The sequence below is a fragment of the Bradyrhizobium sp. HKCCYLS1011 genome (assembly GCF_051167795.1).
In the GTDB taxonomy this organism is placed as follows: Bacteria; Pseudomonadota; Alphaproteobacteria; order Rhizobiales; family Xanthobacteraceae; genus Bradyrhizobium.
Map to the genome: position 1 here is coordinate 971862 of NZ_JBNPTT010000001.1, position 16612 is coordinate 988473.

Annotated in this window: 18 protein-coding genes; 8 read left to right on the top strand and 10 right to left on the bottom strand. The window is 64.7% G+C overall.

The genetic code is table 11. The annotated features are described in order from the left end of the window. Window positions 1-118 precede the first annotated feature (118 nt). The 3 genes from cimA to cysS all read right to left on the bottom strand — a co-directional run bounded on the left by cimA (window position 119) and on the right by cysS (window position 3765). Window positions 119-1717, bottom strand: coding sequence for a citramalate synthase (cimA, locus tag ACQR1W_RS04535; RefSeq protein ID WP_434849662.1), 1599 nt, complete (start codon window positions 1715-1717; stop codon window positions 119-121). Between the two features lie 11 nt (window positions 1718-1728). Then, a complete protein-coding gene (locus ACQR1W_RS04540; protein WP_434849663.1) occupies window positions 1729-2232 on the bottom strand; it encodes a GNAT family N-acetyltransferase in 504 nt (167 codons plus the stop codon). A gap of 114 nt (window positions 2233-2346) precedes the next feature. After that, a complete protein-coding gene (gene cysS / locus ACQR1W_RS04545) occupies window positions 2347-3765 on the bottom strand; it encodes a cysteine--tRNA ligase (RefSeq protein WP_434849664.1) in 1419 nt (472 codons plus the stop codon). Between the two features lie 400 nt (window positions 3766-4165). Between cysS and ACQR1W_RS04550 the strand changes: the two genes are divergently transcribed. After that, a complete protein-coding gene (locus ACQR1W_RS04550; protein ID WP_008968676.1) occupies window positions 4166-4471 on the top strand; it encodes a hypothetical protein in 306 nt (101 codons plus the stop codon). A gap of 148 nt (window positions 4472-4619) precedes the next feature. Further along, window positions 4620-5804 (top strand): DUF2865 domain-containing protein, encoded by a 1185-nt coding sequence (locus ACQR1W_RS04555; RefSeq protein ID WP_434849665.1) that lies wholly within the window; start codon window positions 4620-4622, stop codon window positions 5802-5804. Window positions 5805-5810: 6 nt separating this feature from the next. On the opposite strand, the gene ACQR1W_RS04560 is transcribed toward ACQR1W_RS04555, so the two are convergent. The 3 genes from ACQR1W_RS04560 to ACQR1W_RS04570 are packed head-to-tail and all read right to left on the bottom strand — an operon-like array spanning window position 5811 to window position 9325. Then, a complete protein-coding gene (locus tag ACQR1W_RS04560; RefSeq protein ID WP_434849666.1) occupies window positions 5811-7568 on the bottom strand; it encodes an NAD+ synthase in 1758 nt (585 codons plus the stop codon). Between the two features lie 13 nt (window positions 7569-7581). Continuing rightward, entirely contained in the window at window positions 7582-7935 is a 354-nt protein-coding gene (locus ACQR1W_RS04565; RefSeq protein WP_008968673.1) for a diacylglycerol kinase, read from the bottom strand. A gap of 1 nt (window position 7936) precedes the next feature. Beyond that, window positions 7937-9325 carry a class II 3-deoxy-7-phosphoheptulonate synthase gene (locus ACQR1W_RS04570; protein ID WP_434849667.1) on the bottom strand — a complete coding sequence of 463 codons (1389 nt, stop codon included), beginning with the start codon at window positions 9323-9325 and terminating at the stop codon, window positions 7937-7939. A 169-nt stretch (window positions 9326-9494) separates the two neighbouring features. Here ACQR1W_RS04570 and ACQR1W_RS04575 point away from each other — a divergent pair, with 169 nt between their 5' ends. After that, complete coding sequence (locus tag ACQR1W_RS04575) at window positions 9495-10388, top strand: alpha/beta hydrolase family protein (protein ID WP_434849668.1); 894 nt, start codon at window positions 9495-9497, stop codon at window positions 10386-10388. A gap of 228 nt (window positions 10389-10616) precedes the next feature. On the opposite strand, the gene ACQR1W_RS04580 is transcribed toward ACQR1W_RS04575, so the two are convergent. Beyond that, entirely contained in the window at window positions 10617-11018 is a 402-nt protein-coding gene (locus ACQR1W_RS04580) for a (R)-mandelonitrile lyase (RefSeq protein ID WP_434849669.1), read from the bottom strand. 490 nt (window positions 11019-11508) lie between these two features. Here ACQR1W_RS04580 and ACQR1W_RS04585 point away from each other — a divergent pair, with 490 nt between their 5' ends. Continuing rightward, a complete protein-coding gene (locus ACQR1W_RS04585) occupies window positions 11509-11970 on the top strand; it encodes a GNAT family N-acetyltransferase (protein WP_434849670.1) in 462 nt (153 codons plus the stop codon). Between the two features lie 107 nt (window positions 11971-12077). Here the strand turns inward: ACQR1W_RS04585 and ACQR1W_RS04590 are convergent, their stop codons facing one another. Beyond that, on the bottom strand, window positions 12078-12845 hold the full coding sequence (locus ACQR1W_RS04590; RefSeq protein WP_434849671.1) for a DUF4336 domain-containing protein: 768 nt from the start codon (window positions 12843-12845) through the stop codon (window positions 12078-12080). 149 nt (window positions 12846-12994) lie between these two features. Between ACQR1W_RS04590 and ACQR1W_RS04595 the strand changes: the two genes are divergently transcribed. Genes ACQR1W_RS04595 through ACQR1W_RS04610 form a run of 4 tightly spaced genes read left to right on the top strand, consistent with a single transcriptional unit; the run spans window position 12995 to window position 14474 of the window. Next, window positions 12995-13318: an ArsR/SmtB family transcription factor gene (locus ACQR1W_RS04595; protein ID WP_434849672.1), complete on the top strand. Its 324-nt coding sequence runs from the start codon at window positions 12995-12997 to the stop codon at window positions 13316-13318. After that, complete coding sequence (locus ACQR1W_RS04600; RefSeq protein WP_008968665.1) at window positions 13315-13725, top strand: SRPBCC family protein; 411 nt, start codon at window positions 13315-13317, stop codon at window positions 13723-13725. The genes ACQR1W_RS04595 and ACQR1W_RS04600 overlap by 4 nt, the downstream gene beginning before the upstream one ends. Window positions 13726-13779: 54 nt before the next feature. Beyond that, a complete protein-coding gene (locus ACQR1W_RS04605) occupies window positions 13780-14013 on the top strand; it encodes a hypothetical protein (RefSeq protein ID WP_434849673.1) in 234 nt (77 codons plus the stop codon). Further along, window positions 14013-14474, top strand: a complete 462-nt coding sequence (locus ACQR1W_RS04610) for a DUF1801 domain-containing protein (protein ID WP_434849674.1) — start codon at window positions 14013-14015, stop codon at window positions 14472-14474. Before ACQR1W_RS04605 ends, ACQR1W_RS04610 begins: the two co-directional genes overlap by 1 nt. A 172-nt stretch (window positions 14475-14646) precedes the next feature. Here ACQR1W_RS04610 and gor read toward each other — a convergent pair whose 3' ends face one another. Beyond that, window positions 14647-16032 carry a glutathione-disulfide reductase gene (gor, locus tag ACQR1W_RS04615; RefSeq protein ID WP_434849675.1) on the bottom strand — a complete coding sequence of 462 codons (1386 nt, stop codon included), beginning with the start codon at window positions 16030-16032 and terminating at the stop codon, window positions 14647-14649. 40 nt (window positions 16033-16072) lie between these two features. Beyond that, on the bottom strand, window positions 16073-16600 hold the full coding sequence (locus ACQR1W_RS04620) for a DUF2059 domain-containing protein (protein WP_434849676.1): 528 nt from the start codon (window positions 16598-16600) through the stop codon (window positions 16073-16075). Window positions 16601-16612: the final 12 nt, after the last annotated feature.

The following is a 16612-nucleotide window of genomic DNA, read 5'->3' on the forward strand; positions in this document are numbered from 1 at the left end:
TTGCCAGGTGCGAAGCGACGACGTGTCCGTCACAGCCCAGGGGGCGTCAGCGGAAGCAATCCAGACTGCCGACGCACAAGGAGCTGGATTGCGTCGTTTGCGATGACAGCGACGATGATCACCCCGGCGCGCCGGACTTCACCAGCTTATAGAACACCGAATCCATCAGCGCCTGGAACGACGCGTCGATGATGTTCGGCGACACGCCGACCGTGGTCCAGCGCTCGCCGGTCTCGTCCTCGCTCTCGATCAGGACCCGCGTGACCGCCTCGGTGCCGCCATTGAGGATACGGACGCGATAGTCGATCAGCTTCAATCCGGCGATATAGCCTTGATACTTGCCGAGATCCTTGCGCAGCGCGACGTCGAGCGCGTTCACCGGACCGTTACCTTCGGCCGCCGAGATCAGCCGCTCGCCGGCGACATCGACCTTGACCACCGCCAGCGCCACCGTGACGCGGTCGCCGAGCGCGTTGTAGCGCTGCTCGACGTTGACGTCGAACTGCTCGACCCGGAAATATTCCGGCACGCTGCCGAGCGTGCGGCGCGCCAAGAGATCAAACGAGGCGTTGGCGGACTCATAGGCGTAGCCGGCGGCCTCGCGCTCCTTCAGCTCCTCGACCAGCCGCGTCAGCTTGGGATCGCTCTTGGCGAACGGAATGCCGGCGCGCTCCAGCGCCGCGATCACGTTGGAGCGGCCGGCCTGATCGGAGACCAGGACCTTGCGGCGATTGCCGACTGACTCCGGCGCGACGTGCTCGTAGGTCTGCGGGTCCTTCAGCACGGCGGACGCATGGATGCCGGTCTTGGTGACAAAGGCGCTCTCGCCGACATAAGCCGCATGCCGGTTCGGCGCGCGGTTGAGCATATCGTCCAGCGTGCGCGACACTTTCATCAGGCCGGCGAGTTGCTGGTCGGACACACCGATCTCGAACGCTTGCGCAAAGTCGGCCTTCAGCTTCAAGGTCGGGATCAGCGAGCAGAGATTGGCATTGCCGCAGCGTTCGCCGAGCCCGTTCAGCGTGCCCTGGATCTGGCGCGCGCCGGCGCGGACCGCAGCCAGCGAATTGGCCACCGCCTGCTCGGTGTCGTTATGAGCATGGATGCCGACGTGATCGCCAGGAATGTGTCTCACCACCTCGCCGACGATGGTCTCGATCTCATGCGGCATGGTGCCGCCATTGGTGTCGCACAGCACCACCCAGCGCGCACCGGCCTCATAAGCCGCCATGGCGCAGGCGAGCGCAAACTCCGGATTTTCCTTGTAGCCGTCGAAGAAGTGCTCGCAGTCGAGCATCACCTCGCGCCCTGCCGCCTTGGCCGCGCTCACGCTGTCGCGGATCGAGGCGAGGTTTTCCTCGTTGGTGGTCTCGAGCGCGACCCGGACCTGATAGGCGGAGGATTTGGCGACGAAACAGATCGCGTCCGCCTTGGCATCCAGCAGCGCGGCGACGCCGGGATCGTTCGACACCGAGCGGCCGGCGCGCCGGGTCATGCCGAAGGCGGTGAAGCGGGCGTGGCCGAGCTTCGGCTTCGTGGCAAAGAATTCAGTGTCGAGCGGGTTGGCGCCGGGGTAGCCGCCCTCGACATAGTCGATGCCGAGCTCATCCAGCATGCGCGCGATCACCTGCTTGTCGGCCAAGGTGAAGTCGACGCCATTGGTCTGCGCGCCGTCGCGCAAGGTCGTATCGAACAGATACAGCCGTTCTTTGCTCATCCCTGCCCTGCTCATCCCTGCGCTCCAGGGCTTTCGAGCTCTTTCTTCATCGTGGTGTTGGCGAGCCACTCGCCATTGATGGTCACGCTGTTGCGCTGCTGGGCCACGTAGCCGCGCTTCCTGAAAAATTCGAGCGCGCTGTCGCTGGCATCGACGGACATGCTCTTCGTACCGCGGCCGCCGGCGAGCTTTTCCAAGGCATCACAGAGCAATGCACCGACGCCCTGCCCCGCCACGCTCGGATGGACATAGAGCATGTCGATCTTATCGTTGCCCTTCAGCGCGGCGAAGCCGACCGGCGAACCCTGCACCGTGGCAATCAACGTCAGCTCGGACGCCAGCTTCTTGCCGAAGGCTGCTTCGTCGTCAGCCACGGAGGCCCAGGCCTCCTGCTGCTCCTCGCTGTAGTCGTCGCCGGTCAATTCCTGGATGCTGGTGGCGAAGATGGCGGCAAGCATCGGCGTGTCAGTGGCGAGGAACGGCCGCAGCGCAGGTCTTGGTAGAGCTTGTCCCATGTCCTCACCACATGCCGTAGAGTTTCGTCACCAGCGCCACGGCGCCTGCGATCAGCACCAGCTTCAGCACGATGTAGTACAGCCAATGCCGCGGAAAAGGCGTGTCGGGTCGGCTCATCGCGCGATCTCCCAGGTCGTGACCGGCTTGCCGTCCGGCCCCTTGCCGTCCTTCAGCACCACGCCCATCGCGACCAGCTCGTCGCGGATGCGATCGGACTCCTTGAAATCCTTGCGCGCGCGGGCGGCGGCGCGCGCTGCGATCAGGCCGTCGACCTGAGCCGCGTCGACCCCACTCGCCTGCTGCTTGCGCGTGTCCCATTGCGCCGCGCTCTCGGACAGGAATCCGAGCAATCGCAACGACCCTGCGAGCGTCGCGCGATCCTCCTCGTGACCCGATGCAGCCTGGCTCCGTAATCCGTGGAGCGTCGCAATCATCTGCGGCGTGTTGAGGTCGTCGCACAGGGATTCGATCACCGCATCTGCGGGGCGTCCGTCACGAACATCGCCTGCGGCGCGATACCAGTCGTCGAGCGCCTTCGCGCTCTCCTCCAGGCCCTTCAGCGTCCAGTCGATCGGCGAGCGATAGTGGGTCTTCAGCATGTTGAGGCGCACGACCTCGCCCGGCCAATCTGCCAGCACGTCCCGGATCGTGACGAAGTTGCCGAGGCTCTTCGACATCTTCTCGCCCTCGACCTGCAGGAAGCCGTTGTGCATCCAGATATTGGCCATGCGCGGCGCATGGAAGGCGCAGCAGCTCTGCGCGAGCTCGTTCTCATGATGCGGAAACACCAGATCGATCCCGCCGCCATGGATGTCGAAGGTCTCGCCGAGATGCTTCCACGACATCGCCGAGCACTCGATGTGCCAGCCGGGACGGCCTTCGACTTGGATGCCGGCCGGTGACGGCCAGGACGGCTCGCCTGGCTTGGACGGCTTCCACAGCACGAAATCGGTCGCATCGCGCTTGTAAGGTGCGACATCGACGCGGGCGCCCGCGATCATCTCGTCCAGCGAGCGGTTGGCGAGCGCGCCATAGCGCGGCAGCACCGCGTTCGCCGCATTCATCGCCGCCGGCGAGAACAGCACGTGGTTCTCGGCGACATAGGCAAAGCCGCCGGCAACCAGCTTCTCGATGATGGCGCGCATCTCGGCGATATGTTCGGTCGCGCGCGGCTCGACGGTCGGCCGCAGGCAGCCGAGCGCATCGACGTCGTCATGGAATTGCTGCTCGGTGAGTTCCGTGACCTTGCGGATCGCCTGGTTCAGCGGCAGGCCCGGATAGTCGCGCGCGGCGCGATCGTTGATCTTGTCGTCGACATCCGTGATGTTACGGACGTAGGTGACGTGGTCCTCGCCATAGAGATGGCGCAGCAGGCGGAACAGCACGTCGAAGACGATGACCGGCCGCGCATTGCCGATATGGGCGAAATCGTAGACCGTCGGTCCGCAGACATACATGCGGACATTGTTGCGATCGAGCGGCGCGAAGCTGCGCTTCTCCCGCGAAAACGTATCGTACAGACGCAATTCCATCGACCCGTCCCCTAAAGCCTTCGCCCTGGTCTGCCGCGCGACTGCTGCAGCAATGGTTGACCGGCGATATGCGACCCTGTCCCCGCCATGCGCCCGGTCCGATACAACTGATCACGGCGCAAATACGAAAAACCCGACCTGCCGGCCGGGCGTCCTGATCATCTCTGTCGAGAATAGACGGCCTCAGCCAGCGAATCGCTAGCTCGTAATCTCGCGGCAAATGCAGCAGATGGCGAGGAGACCGTTCATGAAATTCACCATGGGGCACGCCAAGGTTTCCGTCAAGAGCCGCAAATCGGCCACCTTCGCCGCCCAAACGCTCGCGCCCCAACCGTTTGGTTAATCATTATTAACCGCTTTGACTTACCGTTGCGGACATCCTCTCAACGTTCGGTGCACCATGCGATTCTCCTCGGCCGTGCTCGCCTGTGTCCTCGTTGTTGCCGCAACCGCTGCCCGCGCAGAAAGCCGCATCTTCATCATCGCCAACGAGGCCGACGGCTATGGCGTCGACCAGTGCCTGGCCAAGGGCGACAAATGCGGCGCCTCTGCGGCCCGTTCCTATTGCCAATCACGGGATTTTGCTCAGGCCTCCGCCTATCGCCGGGTCGACCCCGACGAAATCACCGGATCGGTGCCAAAAGCGGCCGCAAACTGCGTCCACGGGGCTTGCGGCGAGTATGTTGCGATCACCTGCCAGCGCTGAGCTTTAGGGAACTGGCGGTTCCCGCCACGGCTGCGCCCCGGAAACGGCGTGACGCTGCCGAACAAAGCGGCTATGGGAAGCCGGCCTTGCCGCGAATTTTCCGAAATCTGTGCTAATGCGCGGCACCCATAGACCGGAATACCGCATCTTGATCGCTTCCAACTCCCCGCGCCTGCTCGCCTGTTCCGCGCTGCTTGGATTGGCCCTGACCGGCTCCAGCGCCTTGGCCCAGTCGGCGACCGAGCCCTACGCCCAGATGAATCCGGGTCAGCCGGCTGCGCAACCGGCGGTGAACCCGATGTGCCCACGGCTCGAAGCACAGCTCGCCTCGATCGATCGTGGCGGCGGAGGCGATCCGGCCAAGGAAGAGCAGATCCGCCGCTATCAGGATGCCGCCGCCAAGCAGCAGGCGGAGCTCGAGCGCGTCACCATGCAGGCGAAGCGGATGGGCTGCGACAGCTCCGGCTTCTTCTCACTGTTCAACGGCCGCTCGGCCGAATGCAGCCCGGTCAACACCCAGATCCAGCAGATGCGAAGCAATCTCGACCAGATCACCTCCAGCCTTGAGCGGCTGCGCGGCGGTGGCTTCGGTGGCGGCTCGGATCGCGACAATCAGCGCCGCTCGGTGCTGGTGGCGCTCGGCCAGAACAATTGCGGCCCGCAGTACCAGCAATATGCCAACGCCGCACGCAGCAGCAACGGCCCGGGCAACTTCCTGACCAACCTGTTCGGCGGCGGAGGTGACGTCAACGCCAATCCCGCCGCCTCCCTGCCGCCGCCGAGCGCGGACCTCGCGGCGCCCACCGGCACCTACCGCACGGTCTGCGTACGCTCTTGCGACGGCGCCTATTTTCCGATCTCGTTTGCCACCGTTCCCGGGCGCTTTGCCGACGACGAGCGCGCCTGCAAGGCGCAGTGCCCGGCCGCCGACGCCACGCTGTTCACTTACCGCAATCCTGGCGAGGACATGAACCAGGCGGTGTCGATCAACGGCCAGCCCTACAGCGCGCTGCCGAACGCTTTCAAATATCGCACCGAGTTCAATCCCACCTGCTCCTGCAAGGCTCCCGGGCAGACCTGGGCAGACGCGTTGAAGTCGATCGACGACAAAGCCGAGGCCCAGCAGCAGGGCGACATCATCGTCACCGAAGAAAGCGCGAAGCGGATGCAGCAGCGCCAGACCGGCAAGGCGTCGCCGGCCTCGGCCAGGAAGGGCGCCGCCCCGGCGGCAGCCGACACCGCGCCCGCCACGACGCCTGACGCCACGACGGGGACGAGCTCGGACAACAAGCAGATCCGCACCGTCGGCCCGACCTTCATCCCTGCGCGCTGATCGCGCTCAACCCTCGAACGCGTCGAGCGAGGCGCGGCCGCCGTGTGACACCAGGGAATCATCGGGCGCGGAGAGCGGCTCGGCCGTGTCACGAAAGCGGTCGGTGATGGGATAGCGGCGGTCGCGACCGAAATTTCGGCTCGTGACCTTCACCCCCGGCGCGGCCTGGCGGCGCTTATATTCAGCCGTGCTGAGCAGATGATCGATCCGGACCACGGTGTCGCGATCGAAGCCGGCGTCCACAATGTCAGCCAGGGTCTGCTCTTTTTCGACCAGCCGCTTGAGGATGCCATCGAGCACGTCATAGGGCGGCAGCGAATCCTGGTCGGTCTGGTTCTCGCGCAACTCAGCGCTCGGCGGCCGCGTGATGATGCCGTCTGGGATCACCGCTCCTGACGGCCCCAACGCACCGTCGGGCGTCCAGGAGTTGCGCAAGGCGGCGAGCCGAAACACCTCAGTCTTGTAGATGTCCTTGATCGGGTTGAAGCCGCCATTCATGTCGCCGTACAGCGTGGCGTAGCCGACCGACATCTCCGACTTATTGCCGGTCGTGACCAGCATCGCACCGAGCTTGTTGGACAGCGCCATCAGGATCGTACCGCGGGCGCGCGCCTGCAGGTTCTCCTCGGTGACATCGGCCGTCAGGCCGGCAAATGGACCGGACAGGATGTTTTCAAATCCTGTGACCGCGTCAGTGATCGGCAGCACCTCGTAGGCAATGCCGAGCCTTGCGGCGAGTTCGGCCGCGTCGTCCAGCGAAGCTTGAGCAGTGAACCGATAAGGCAGCATCACGCCGCGCACCTTGTCGGCGCCGAGCGCATCGACGGCGACAGCGGCGCAGAGCGCGGAATCGATGCCACCGGAAATGCCGAGCAGCACACCGGCAAAGCCGTTCTTGCTGACGTAATCGCGCAAGCCGAGCACGCAGGCGGCATAGTCGGCCTGGTCGCCCTCGGGCAATGTCGCGACCGGCCCGGCGCAGCGCCACGTATCTCCGTCCTTGACCCAGGTCAGGGTCGTGACGCTCTCTGCAAGTGCCGGCAGCTGCGCCGCGACCGATAGGTCTGCGTTCAGCACGAAGGACGCGCCGTCGAACACCAGTTCGTCCTGGCCACCGACCTGGTTGAGATAGACCAGCGGCAGGCTGCTCTCGGTGACGCGCGCGACTGCGACTGACAGGCGAAGATCATTCTTGTCCCGCGCGTAAGGCGAGCCGTTCGGCACCACGATGATCTCGGCCCCGGTCTCAGCCAGGGTCTCGACCACGTTCTCGTAGTCCTCGGATTCCTCCAGCCAGATGTCCTCGCAGATCGGCACACCGATGCGCACACCGCGCACGCTGACGGGACCGGCCGCAGGCCCGCGCGCAAACAGCCTGACTTCGTCGAACACGCCGTAGTTCGGCAGGTTCGCCTTGAAGCGCAGCGCGGCAATCCGCCCGCCATCGAGCAGCGCACAGGCGTTGTAGAGCTTGTGATCCTCGACCCAGGGCGTGCCGATCAGCACCGCGGGCCCGCCGTCCGCGGTCTCACGCGCCAGGTTCTCGACCGCGGCGCGGCAGGCGGCCTGGAACGCCGGCCTTGCCACCAGATCTTCCGGCGGGTAGCCGGCGATGAAGAGCTCCGGCAGCACCACCAAATCGCTGCTGTCGGCGGCGGCTGTCGCACGCGCCGCGCGTGCTTTCGCGGCATTTCCAGCGACATCGCCGACGGTCGGATTGAGCTGCGCCAGCGTGATCTTGAAGGTGTCGGCCGCAGCGCTCATCCCGCAATCCAAGTCAAAGAATGCCGAGGCGCTCGGCGAGCGCGAACAGCCAGAATGCCCCCGACATCAGCAATGACACGCCGACAGCGGCCGAGCCGAGGTCCTTCACCCGGCCGATCTGCAGGTCGTGGTCGGTGGTCAACCGGTCGGCGAGCTTCTCGATCGCGGTATTCAAGAGTTCGACCACCAGCACCAGCACCACCACGCAGACCAGCTCGACCGAGCGCATCGGCGTGGCGCCAATCAGATAAGCCAGCGGCAGCGCCAGCAGGAACGCCACCCCCTCCTCGCGCACCGCCTGCTCGGAGCGGAAGGCGAATATCAACCCACTGCGCGAGTTGAGCGTCGCGCGCCAAAGTCGCAGCACCCTACAGTCCCGCGGCTGCCGGCATCGGCGCGGTCTTGCCGCCGCGCTGCTGCTTCAACAATTCGGCGATCAGGAACGCCATGTCGATCGACTGCTCGGCGTTCAGGCGCGGATCGCAGACCGTGTGATAGCGATCATTGAGATCCTCGTCGGTGATCGCCCGCGCGCCGCCGATGCATTCGGTGACGTCCTTGCCGGTCATCTCCAGATGAATGCCGCCGGCATGGGTGCCCTCCGCGGCATGAATCGCGAAGAAGGCGCGCACCTCGGACACGATGCGGTCGAACGGCCGCGTCTTGTAGCCAGATGTCGAGGTGATGGTGTTGCCGTGCATCGGATCGCACGACCACACCACCTTGCAGCCCTCGCGCTGCACCGCGCGGATCAGCCCCGGCAGATGATCGCCGACCTTGTCGGCGCCGAAGCGGTTGATCAGGGTCAGCCGCCCCGGCTCATTGTCCGGATTGAGCACGTCGATCAGCTTCAGCAGCTCGTCGGGTTTCAGGGACGGCCCGCATTTCAGCCCGATCGGGTTCTTGATGCCGCGGAAATATTCGAGATGGCCATGATCGAGCTGGCGGGTGCGGTCGCCGATCCAGATGAAATGGCCCGAGGTCGCGTACCAGTCGCCGGTGGTGGAATCGACCCGGGTGAAGGCCTGCTCGTAGCCGAGCAGCAGCGCCTCGTGGCTGGTGTAGAAATCGGTGGCGCGCAGCTCGGGGTGGCTCTCGAGATCGAGGCCGCAGGCGCGCATGAAGTTGAGCGCATCGGAGATGCGGTCGGCGAGCTCCTTGTAGCGCCGGGACTGCGGTGAATCCTTCACGAAGCCCAGCATCCATTGATGCACGCTGGCTAGATTGGCGAAGCCGCCGGTCGCGAACGCGCGCAGCAGGTTCAAGGTCGCGGCAGACTGCCGGTAGGCGTCGAGCTGGCGCTGCGGATCGGGCGTGCGCGCTTCCGGCGTGAAGGCGATGTCGTTGACGATGTCGCCGCGATAGCTCGGCAGCTCTACCCCATCGACCTTCTCGGTCGGCGAGGAGCGCGGCTTGGCGAACTGGCCGGCGATGCGCCCGACCTTCACCACCGGCACCGCGCCGGCATAGGTGAGCACGACGGCCATCTGCAGCAGCACGCGGAAGAAGTCGCGGATATTGTTGGCGCCGTGCTCGGCAAAGCTCTCGGCGCAATCGCCGCCCTGCAGCAGGAAGGCTTCACCCGCGGCGACCCGTGCCAACGCCTTCTTCAGGTTGCGGGCCTCACCGGCGAACACCAGAGGCGGAAAGGTCGCGAGCTGCGCCTCGACCTCGGCCAGCGCCTTTTCATTGGGATAGGCAGGCATCTGCTGGACCGGCTTGGAACGCCAGCTGTCGGGGGTCCACCGCTCGGACATCGCTTTCCACTCCCTCAAGCAAAAACCGCAAGTTTTCCAGCACTTGCGGAGGCCGCCTTATACACAGCCCGCCCCCGAACCGCCACTTGGATTTAAGCGACTGGCCCAAAGCCTTGCCACGGAAGCCGAATTCCACTTAGCTCAAGCACAACAAGAACCGAGGACGGACGTGACGCAGACCGTGCTGGACGACGTGTTTGCCGAGGATATTACGATCCCGGCGGCCGATGGCTTTCCGCTTGCCGCCACCCTGTTCCTGCCCCGCGATCCGGCGCGCCATGCCGTGCTGATCAATTCCGCCACGGCGACGCCGCGCAAGATCTACCGCGGCTTTGCCAGCTACCTCGCCGAACAAGGCAGCGCGGTTCTGACCTACGATTACCGCGGCACCGGCGGCAGCCGGACCACCGGCGCCGGACGGGCGCAACCGCTCAAGGGGTTCAAGGCCTCGATGGCCGATTGGGCGAACCTCGACATCACCGCCGCGGTCAACTGGATGCGCGAACGCTCCGATGCGATGCCGCTGCGCTATGTCGGCCATTCCTTCGGCGGCCAGGCGCTGGGGCTCCTGGCCAACAACACCGAGGTGTCGCGCGCGCTCTTCGTTGCGGCGCAGGTCGGCTACTGGAAGCTGATGACGGGATGGGAAGGGTATCGCGTCTATGCGATGCTCAATGGCGTCGGCGTTCCCCTCACCTACGCGCTCGGCTACGCGCCAGGCTGGGCCGGAATCGGTGAAGACCTGCCCAAGGGCGTGTTCCTGCAGTGGGTGAAATGGCTGATGAGCCCGCGCTATCTGTTCGATGACGCCTCGCTGCAGGGCTTGCCGAACTTCGCCAACTACAAGGGCGATTTGCGCGCCCTCTGCCTTACGGATGACCCCTGGGCGACGCGGCCCGCGGTCGAACTGCTCTGCGCCGGCTACCCCTCGATCACGCCGGAAATCCTCAGCGTAACGCCAGCCGATGTCGGCGCGCAGAAGATCGGCCATTCCGGCTTCTTCCGCCGCGAGCACCGCGACACGCTGTGGCGCGGCGCCGCGGAATGGTTGCTGGAGGCGTGAGGCGCCGATCGCCCTCCGCTTGTCATTCCGGGGCGCGCCAACGGGTCCGCGCAAAAGCGCGGCCCGATGACAGGCTCCGCGTGAGCCTGGAATCCATACCCACGATCGGAAGTATGGATTCCCCGATGCGCAAATTGCACATCTGAGGCCCGCGCCGCTACGCGCACCTCGGAATGACACCGCCTGTGTTGCGCGCCTTCCTAACGTCCTCTCTGCCGTTCTCCATCTTCAAGAGCGCGCGTGATATTGCGCGTCGCTGACGTGTTCGCCCCAATCGACCGGGCTGCCGTGCAAGGCTTCCTGGATTGCGATGTGGCTCATGCGGACGGTGGCGGTGGCTCCGTGCCAATGCTTCTCGCCCGGCTCGAACCAGACGATATCGCCTGGATGGATCTCCTCGATGGGGCCACCCTCGCGCTGGGCCCAGCCGAGACCGGACGTCACGATCAAGATCTGACCAAGCGGATGGGTGTGCCAGGCGGTGCGCGCACCCGGTTCAAAGGTGACGAGCGCACCGCGCATCCGCGCCGGCTCCGGCGGCTGAAACAAGGGATCAATGCGGACCTGACCCGTGAAATATTCGGCCGGCCCCACTCCTGATGGTCGCGAGCCGCTGCGCTTGATGTCCATGACATTTCTCCATCATTGCTGAGGGGATTCAACGAAGGCTGCGGGCCGTTGCTCCTATCTTGTGTGGGAGCAGCGCAGCCATCGCAGTACGGATCGCCTCCCAACTTCCGCGTGGCCGTGGTGGGTGCGCCGTCTATTTCGCCGCCAGGCTGAAGGTGCCGCAGGATGTGACCGAGCACGCCGGTATCGAAATCCGCCTGCCCGCCCATGGCGGGTCCATGCCTGTGAGTTCGAAAAGCGCCGCCGCGCTCTGCCAGTCTGCGTGGACGCGCGCTCGTCGTCAACACGATCACCCTGCGCTTGGCCGTGGTTACAGGCCTTGGGCTGGACTATGATGCGCGGGCGCGATGCTGTTGCCGACGCCAAGAAAAGTCTGCTCGGCATGCGCGGCGGGCTGATTGCGCGCGGGCTGAAAGGGGCGGCGATCCCGACAGCGTCTATCTCCGATGCCGCTGCGAATGCGTTCCGCGAAGGATGTGAGCATCGAAGCATGGCCCTGACCGTCACCTGGCAGGATTTCGCAGCGCTCTCCGCCGCAGAGATCTATCGCGTCTTGATGCTGCGGCAGCAGGTGTTCGTGGTGGAGCAGCTATGCGCCTATCTTGACGCCGACGGTCTCGACGAGGCGGCGATCCACGGGCTCGGCTGGGATCAGGACGGTGGCCTCGTCGCCGTCGCGCGGATCCTGCCTCCCGGAAGCAGGTTCGACATGCCGTCGATTGGCCGCATAGCGGTGGCCCGGCACGCGCGCGGTCTCGGCTACGGCCGCACGCTGGTCGGTCTCGCGCTTGCGGAAACCGAGCGACGTTATCCCGATCGGCCCGTCCGCATCGACGCGCAAGCTCATCTCGAACAATTCTATGCCTCATTCGGTTTCGTTCGGTCCGGCCATCCCTTCGACGAGGATGGCATCCCGCATGTCGCGATGATCAGCCAGAGCTCGTCCGCGTGAGCGAGGCGGCAATGCTGATCATCGGCTCTTCTCGCGCGATCTCAGCTCTGGCTTCTGTCGTGATGCAGAAATTGGCTTCGGTCTCGCTGCGCGAAGTTGCGTCCACCTCACTTCAGTAGCCAAGCAAATGCGCGGCGCAACACCGGGGTGCCATTGCTCTCGTGCCATTTGCCATGCGCGATGACGATCCGCTCGGGAGCCCACGCGATCATGGTCTCGACCGCAGCCCGGAGCTGGGCGCGATGCTGCCATGTGAAGGTCAGCCGGAGATCGCGCGGCAGGCCGCCATGAGGCGGCTTCACGCCGCCGATCCAGGTCAGATAGCGCAGCCAGCCGGCGCTGATCTTGCCCGGCTCGAAATTCTCGATCAGGTCGGTCAGGATCAGCGTGCGGGACGCGAGGTGGAAGAACTCCACCTCGGTCATGTAGCTGCCGACCACCGGGAGGGTGGCGATCTCGTCGTCCCACGGATAACCGTCGGCATGATGCAGCGGCAGGCTCGCAAAGCTCATCTTGCGCTGGTTCTGTCTCTCCGCCTGTTCGCGGATGCGCGGGGCCAGATAGACCAGCGCGTCGGGAAATGCCGCATGCCAGTCGGCGATCCACCAGTAATGGAGGCGGTTGGGGCCAATGAGGAAGCGCACCGCGCCTTCGCGTTCGATCTCTGCGCGCAGTTCCGGCGTGAGTGGCGTCGGTGAAAGAACGAACAAGCCACCGGAGAGGAGACGGATCACCGTCATCCGCGTTGGAAACGGAAACTTCAATCCAGGAAGTCCGAAACGGATGGTCGGGCCGTCGACGATCCAGACGTTGTCGGCGATCGGCTTCAAGGTGTTCAGCGGCGGATAGGTCGCAGGCGACGCGCCGTGCGCCATGCCAAATTCTCCCGTTTGCCCCGCCCGCGGACGGATCAAGCGCAGCGCCTGCCTCGGGTTCCAACCCGGTAAAGATCGCGGCTTTCACTTGACCATCGCATAACTCGCTGGTTATACGTCAATCCATAACCAACGAGTTATCGATCGAAATGTCTGATACCCCCGATCTTCTGTTCCGGACGCTGGCTGATCCGACCCGGCGGGCCATCTTTGAGCGGCTGTGTCGCGACGGCGAGCAGACGGTCGGCGCGCTCACGGCCTGGGCCGGCGTCTCACAACCGGCGGTCTCGAAGCACCTTGGGGTTCTCAGGCTGGCCGGGCTGGTACGCGACCGGCACGAAGGCCGCCAGACGCATTACAGCGCTCAGCTCCGGGCACTGACGCCGCTGATCGACTGGACCCAGCAAATGGCCGGCTTCTGGGAGAGCCGGTTCGACGATCTCGAAGATCTTCTCAAGAGGATGGACCAATGACCGATACCGTATCCGAAACGCGCTCCGTCATCGTCGAACGGGATTTTCAGCACCCGCCGGAAAAGATCTGGCGCGCGCTGACCCAGCCGCATCTGATCGCGGAATGGCTGATGAAGAACGATTTCCAGCCCGTGACCGACCACCGCTTCACCCTGCGCGGCGACTGGGGCTCCGTCGATTGTCAGGTCATGGAAATCGAGCCGAACAAGACCCTGTCCTACAGCTGGGCCGCCCTTGGCCTCGAAAGCGTCGTCACCTGGACACTGACGCCGACGCCGACGGGCACTCACCTGCGCATGGAGCAGGCCGGCTTCCGCACCGATCAGCAGCAGGCCTATCAGGGCGCCCGTTACGGGTGGGCGAAGTTCTTCGACAATCTGGAGCAGGTCGTGGCGCGTCCCGATTGAGGTTGGCCGCGCCGATCAGGTCCTCACTTCATTGCAAAGGAACAGGAGATATCATTGAACTGGAGCAACTGGCTCAGACAGGTGCATCGCTGGCTGTCCATCGCCTTCACGCTGGCCGTCATTCTCAATATTCTCGCGATGAGGCAAAGCGAGCCGGCGATCTGGGTGGGCATGCTGGCGTTGGTGCCACTCATCCTGCTGCTGGCCACCGGCCTGTATCTGTTCGCAGTGCCGCATGTCGCGCGATGGCGTACCGCGCGGGCCGCGTGGGTTGATGGAGGACAGTAATGGCGGGCAGCATGGCCAAGGCATCGGTCAAGTCATCGGCCAAGGTCGCAAGCAAGACGAAGCGCGGCGCTGTGGATGATGCAGACGGCGCCACGCCCTCTCAGTTGATCGACACGCGGATCAGAGAGCTCGGCGACTGGCGGGGTGAGATGCTCGCCCGCCTCCGCGCGCTGATCAAGGAAGCCGATCCCGAGGTGATCGAAGAGTGGAAATGGCGCGGCGTTCCCGTGTGGTCGCATGGCGGGATCATCTGCACCGGCGAGACCTACAAAGCCGTGGTGAAAATGACCTTCGCCAAAGGCGCCGCGCTGGACGACCCGTCAGGCCTGTTCAATTCCAGCCTCGACGGCAACGTCAGACGCGCGATCGATATCCGCGAAGGCGAGGCGATCAACGAGAAGGCCCTCAAGGCGATCATCCGCGCCGCGGTGAAACTGAACACCTCGAAGGCCAAGCGCTGAGCTGACACGGTTGTTGCCGGCCCGACTGTGCCGGAATGGACCGTCATTGCAAAGCGAAGCAATCCAGAATCTTTCTTCAGATACAACCTGGATTGCTTCGGAGCTCACGCTCCTCGCCATGATGGACGCAAACGAGAGCTCAGCGGCCGCTGATGCCCTCCTGCAGGGAGCCCTACTCCGCCGCCTGTCTCACATGCCGCTCGGTGACCGTACGCATCGTCACCAGCTCTTCGGCGGCGGTCGGGTGCAGCGCGATGGTGGCGTCGAAATCGGCCTTGGTCGCCCGCATCTTCACCGCGATCGCGAGCGCCTGCGTGATCTCGGCGGCGGTGTCGCCGACGATGTGACAGCCGAGCACGCGGTCGGTTGTGCCGTCGACCACCAGCTTCATCAGCACACGGGTGTCGCGGCCGGACAGCGTCGCCTTGATCGGCCGGAACGAGGTCTTGTAGATGTCGACGCGCTCGAAGCGTTCGCGCGCCTGCGCCTCTGTCAGGCCGACGGTGCCGACCTCGGGCTGGCAGAACACGGCGGTGGGAATGTTCTCGTGGTCGACCTGCACCGGCTTGTTGCCGAACACGGTGTCGGCAAAAGCATGGCCCTCGCGGATCGCGACCGGGGTCAGGTTGAAGCGGTGGGTGACGTCGCCGATGGCGTAGATGTTCGGCACCGTGCTCCGCGAGAAATGATCGACGGCGATGCCACCATTCTCCGGGTTGATCGCAACGCCGGCCTTCTCGAGACCGAGATTGGCAACATTCGGATGGCGGCCGATCGCGAACATCACCTTGTCGGAGGCGATGCTCGATCCGTTCGACAGATGCGTGGTGTAGTCGTTGCCATGCTTGTCGACCTTGTTGACGGTGCAGCCGGTCAGGATGGTGATGCCTTCCTTCTCCATCTCGGCGCGCACGTGCTTGCGCACATCCTCATCGAAGCCGCGCAGGATGTTGTCGCCGCGATAGATCACGGTGACGTCGGAGCCGAAATTGGCGAAGATGCAGGCGAATTCCAGCGCGATATAACCGCCGCCCTGGATGACGATCCGGCGCGGCAGCTCGTCGAGATGAAACGCCTCGTTGGAGGAGATGACGTGCTCGATGCCCGGAATTTCCGCGCCATGATTGGGCGCGCCGCCGGTCGCGACCAGGATGTTTTTGGCGCGGACCTTCTCGCCGGTCATCAGGCGCAAGGTATGAGCGTCTTCCAGCACCGCGCGGGTCTTGACGATGCGTGCGCCTGATTTCTCGACATTGGCGGTGTAGGCCGCCTCGAGACGCGCGATCTCCTTGTTCTTGTTGGCGATCAGCGTCTTCCAGTCGAAGGTGGCTTCCGGAATCTTCCAGCCGAAGCCGGCGGCGTCAGCCAGCTCCTGGCGGACATGGGAGCCGATCACCAACAGCTTCTTGGGCACGCAGCCGCGGATCACGCAGGTGCCGCCCATGCGATATTCTTCGGCGACCATCACCCGGGCGCCGTGGCCGGCCGCGATGCGGGCGGCGCGCACGCCGCCCGAACCACCGCCGATCACGAAGAGGTCGACGTCGAAATCAGCCATGTCCTCGACCCCTTCGTCCTTGCCCCGCTCGCGCGGGATCTTAGATCTGCTTGCCGCGCTTGCGCATCTCGGCGCGGAACTGGTTGGTGACGGTGTCGGCGAAGTTCGACGCCCACTGGTTCATCGCCATCATGCTGAGCTGGATCGCCTTGGGCTCGGCATTGAGCAGCTTCTGGCCGAGCGGCGACTTGTAGAAGGTGACGAGATCCTTCAATTCCTGGTCGGAAAACTCGTTGCAGTAGATCTGCGCCATCTGCTCGCCGATCTCTTTTTCCTTGCCGGCGAAGGTCTGCGCCACCACGACCGCGACCTCGTCGAGGTCCTTCTGGTAGTTCAGGTTGGCCGAGATCAGGGTCTGCTTGGCCTGCTGTACGATGCCGGGAACCGCGTTCGCATACATGGCGGCCGCATTCTTCATCGACAGAATCTCGCGCGCCGACGCCATGCAGGCGGCCGAGGCCGGCTTGAGCGCCGGGGGCTGGCCCTGCTGCTGCGCGGCGACCGGGCCCGTCAAGGCCATCGCCAGGACAAAGCCGGCTGCCGGCAAGATTCCGAAAACGCTCTTCATTCCTCGTCTCCT

Bases quoted from the DNA above. Each gene is read 5' to 3' on its own strand.
- cimA (WP_434849662.1), bottom strand. From the start codon at position 1,717: ATGAGCAAAGAACGGCTGTATCTGTTCGATACGACCTTGCGCGACGGC.
- ACQR1W_RS04540 (WP_434849663.1), bottom strand. From the start codon at position 2,232: ATGGGACAAGCTCTACCAAGACCTGCGCTGCGGCCGTTCCTCGCCACT.
- cysS (WP_434849664.1), bottom strand. From the start codon at position 3,765: ATGGAATTGCGTCTGTACGATACGTTTTCGCGGGAGAAGCGCAGCTTC.
- ACQR1W_RS04550 (WP_008968676.1), top strand. From the start codon at position 4,166: ATGCGATTCTCCTCGGCCGTGCTCGCCTGTGTCCTCGTTGTTGCCGCA.
- ACQR1W_RS04560 (WP_434849666.1), bottom strand. From the start codon at position 7,568: ATGAGCGCTGCGGCCGACACCTTCAAGATCACGCTGGCGCAGCTCAAT.
- ACQR1W_RS04570 (WP_434849667.1), bottom strand. From the start codon at position 9,325: ATGTCCGAGCGGTGGACCCCCGACAGCTGGCGTTCCAAGCCGGTCCAG.
- ACQR1W_RS04580 (WP_434849669.1), bottom strand. From the start codon at position 11,018: ATGGACATCAAGCGCAGCGGCTCGCGACCATCAGGAGTGGGGCCGGCC.
- ACQR1W_RS04585 (WP_434849670.1), top strand. From the start codon at position 11,509: ATGGCCCTGACCGTCACCTGGCAGGATTTCGCAGCGCTCTCCGCCGCA.
- ACQR1W_RS04590 (WP_434849671.1), bottom strand. From the start codon at position 12,845: ATGGCGCACGGCGCGTCGCCTGCGACCTATCCGCCGCTGAACACCTTG.
- ACQR1W_RS04595 (WP_434849672.1), top strand. From the start codon at position 12,995: ATGTCTGATACCCCCGATCTTCTGTTCCGGACGCTGGCTGATCCGACC.
- ACQR1W_RS04600 (WP_008968665.1), top strand. From the start codon at position 13,315: ATGACCGATACCGTATCCGAAACGCGCTCCGTCATCGTCGAACGGGAT.
- ACQR1W_RS04610 (WP_434849674.1), top strand. From the start codon at position 14,013: ATGGCGGGCAGCATGGCCAAGGCATCGGTCAAGTCATCGGCCAAGGTC.
- gor (WP_434849675.1), bottom strand. From the start codon at position 16,032: ATGGCTGATTTCGACGTCGACCTCTTCGTGATCGGCGGTGGTTCGGGC.
- ACQR1W_RS04620 (WP_434849676.1), bottom strand. From the start codon at position 16,600: ATGAAGAGCGTTTTCGGAATCTTGCCGGCAGCCGGCTTTGTCCTGGCG.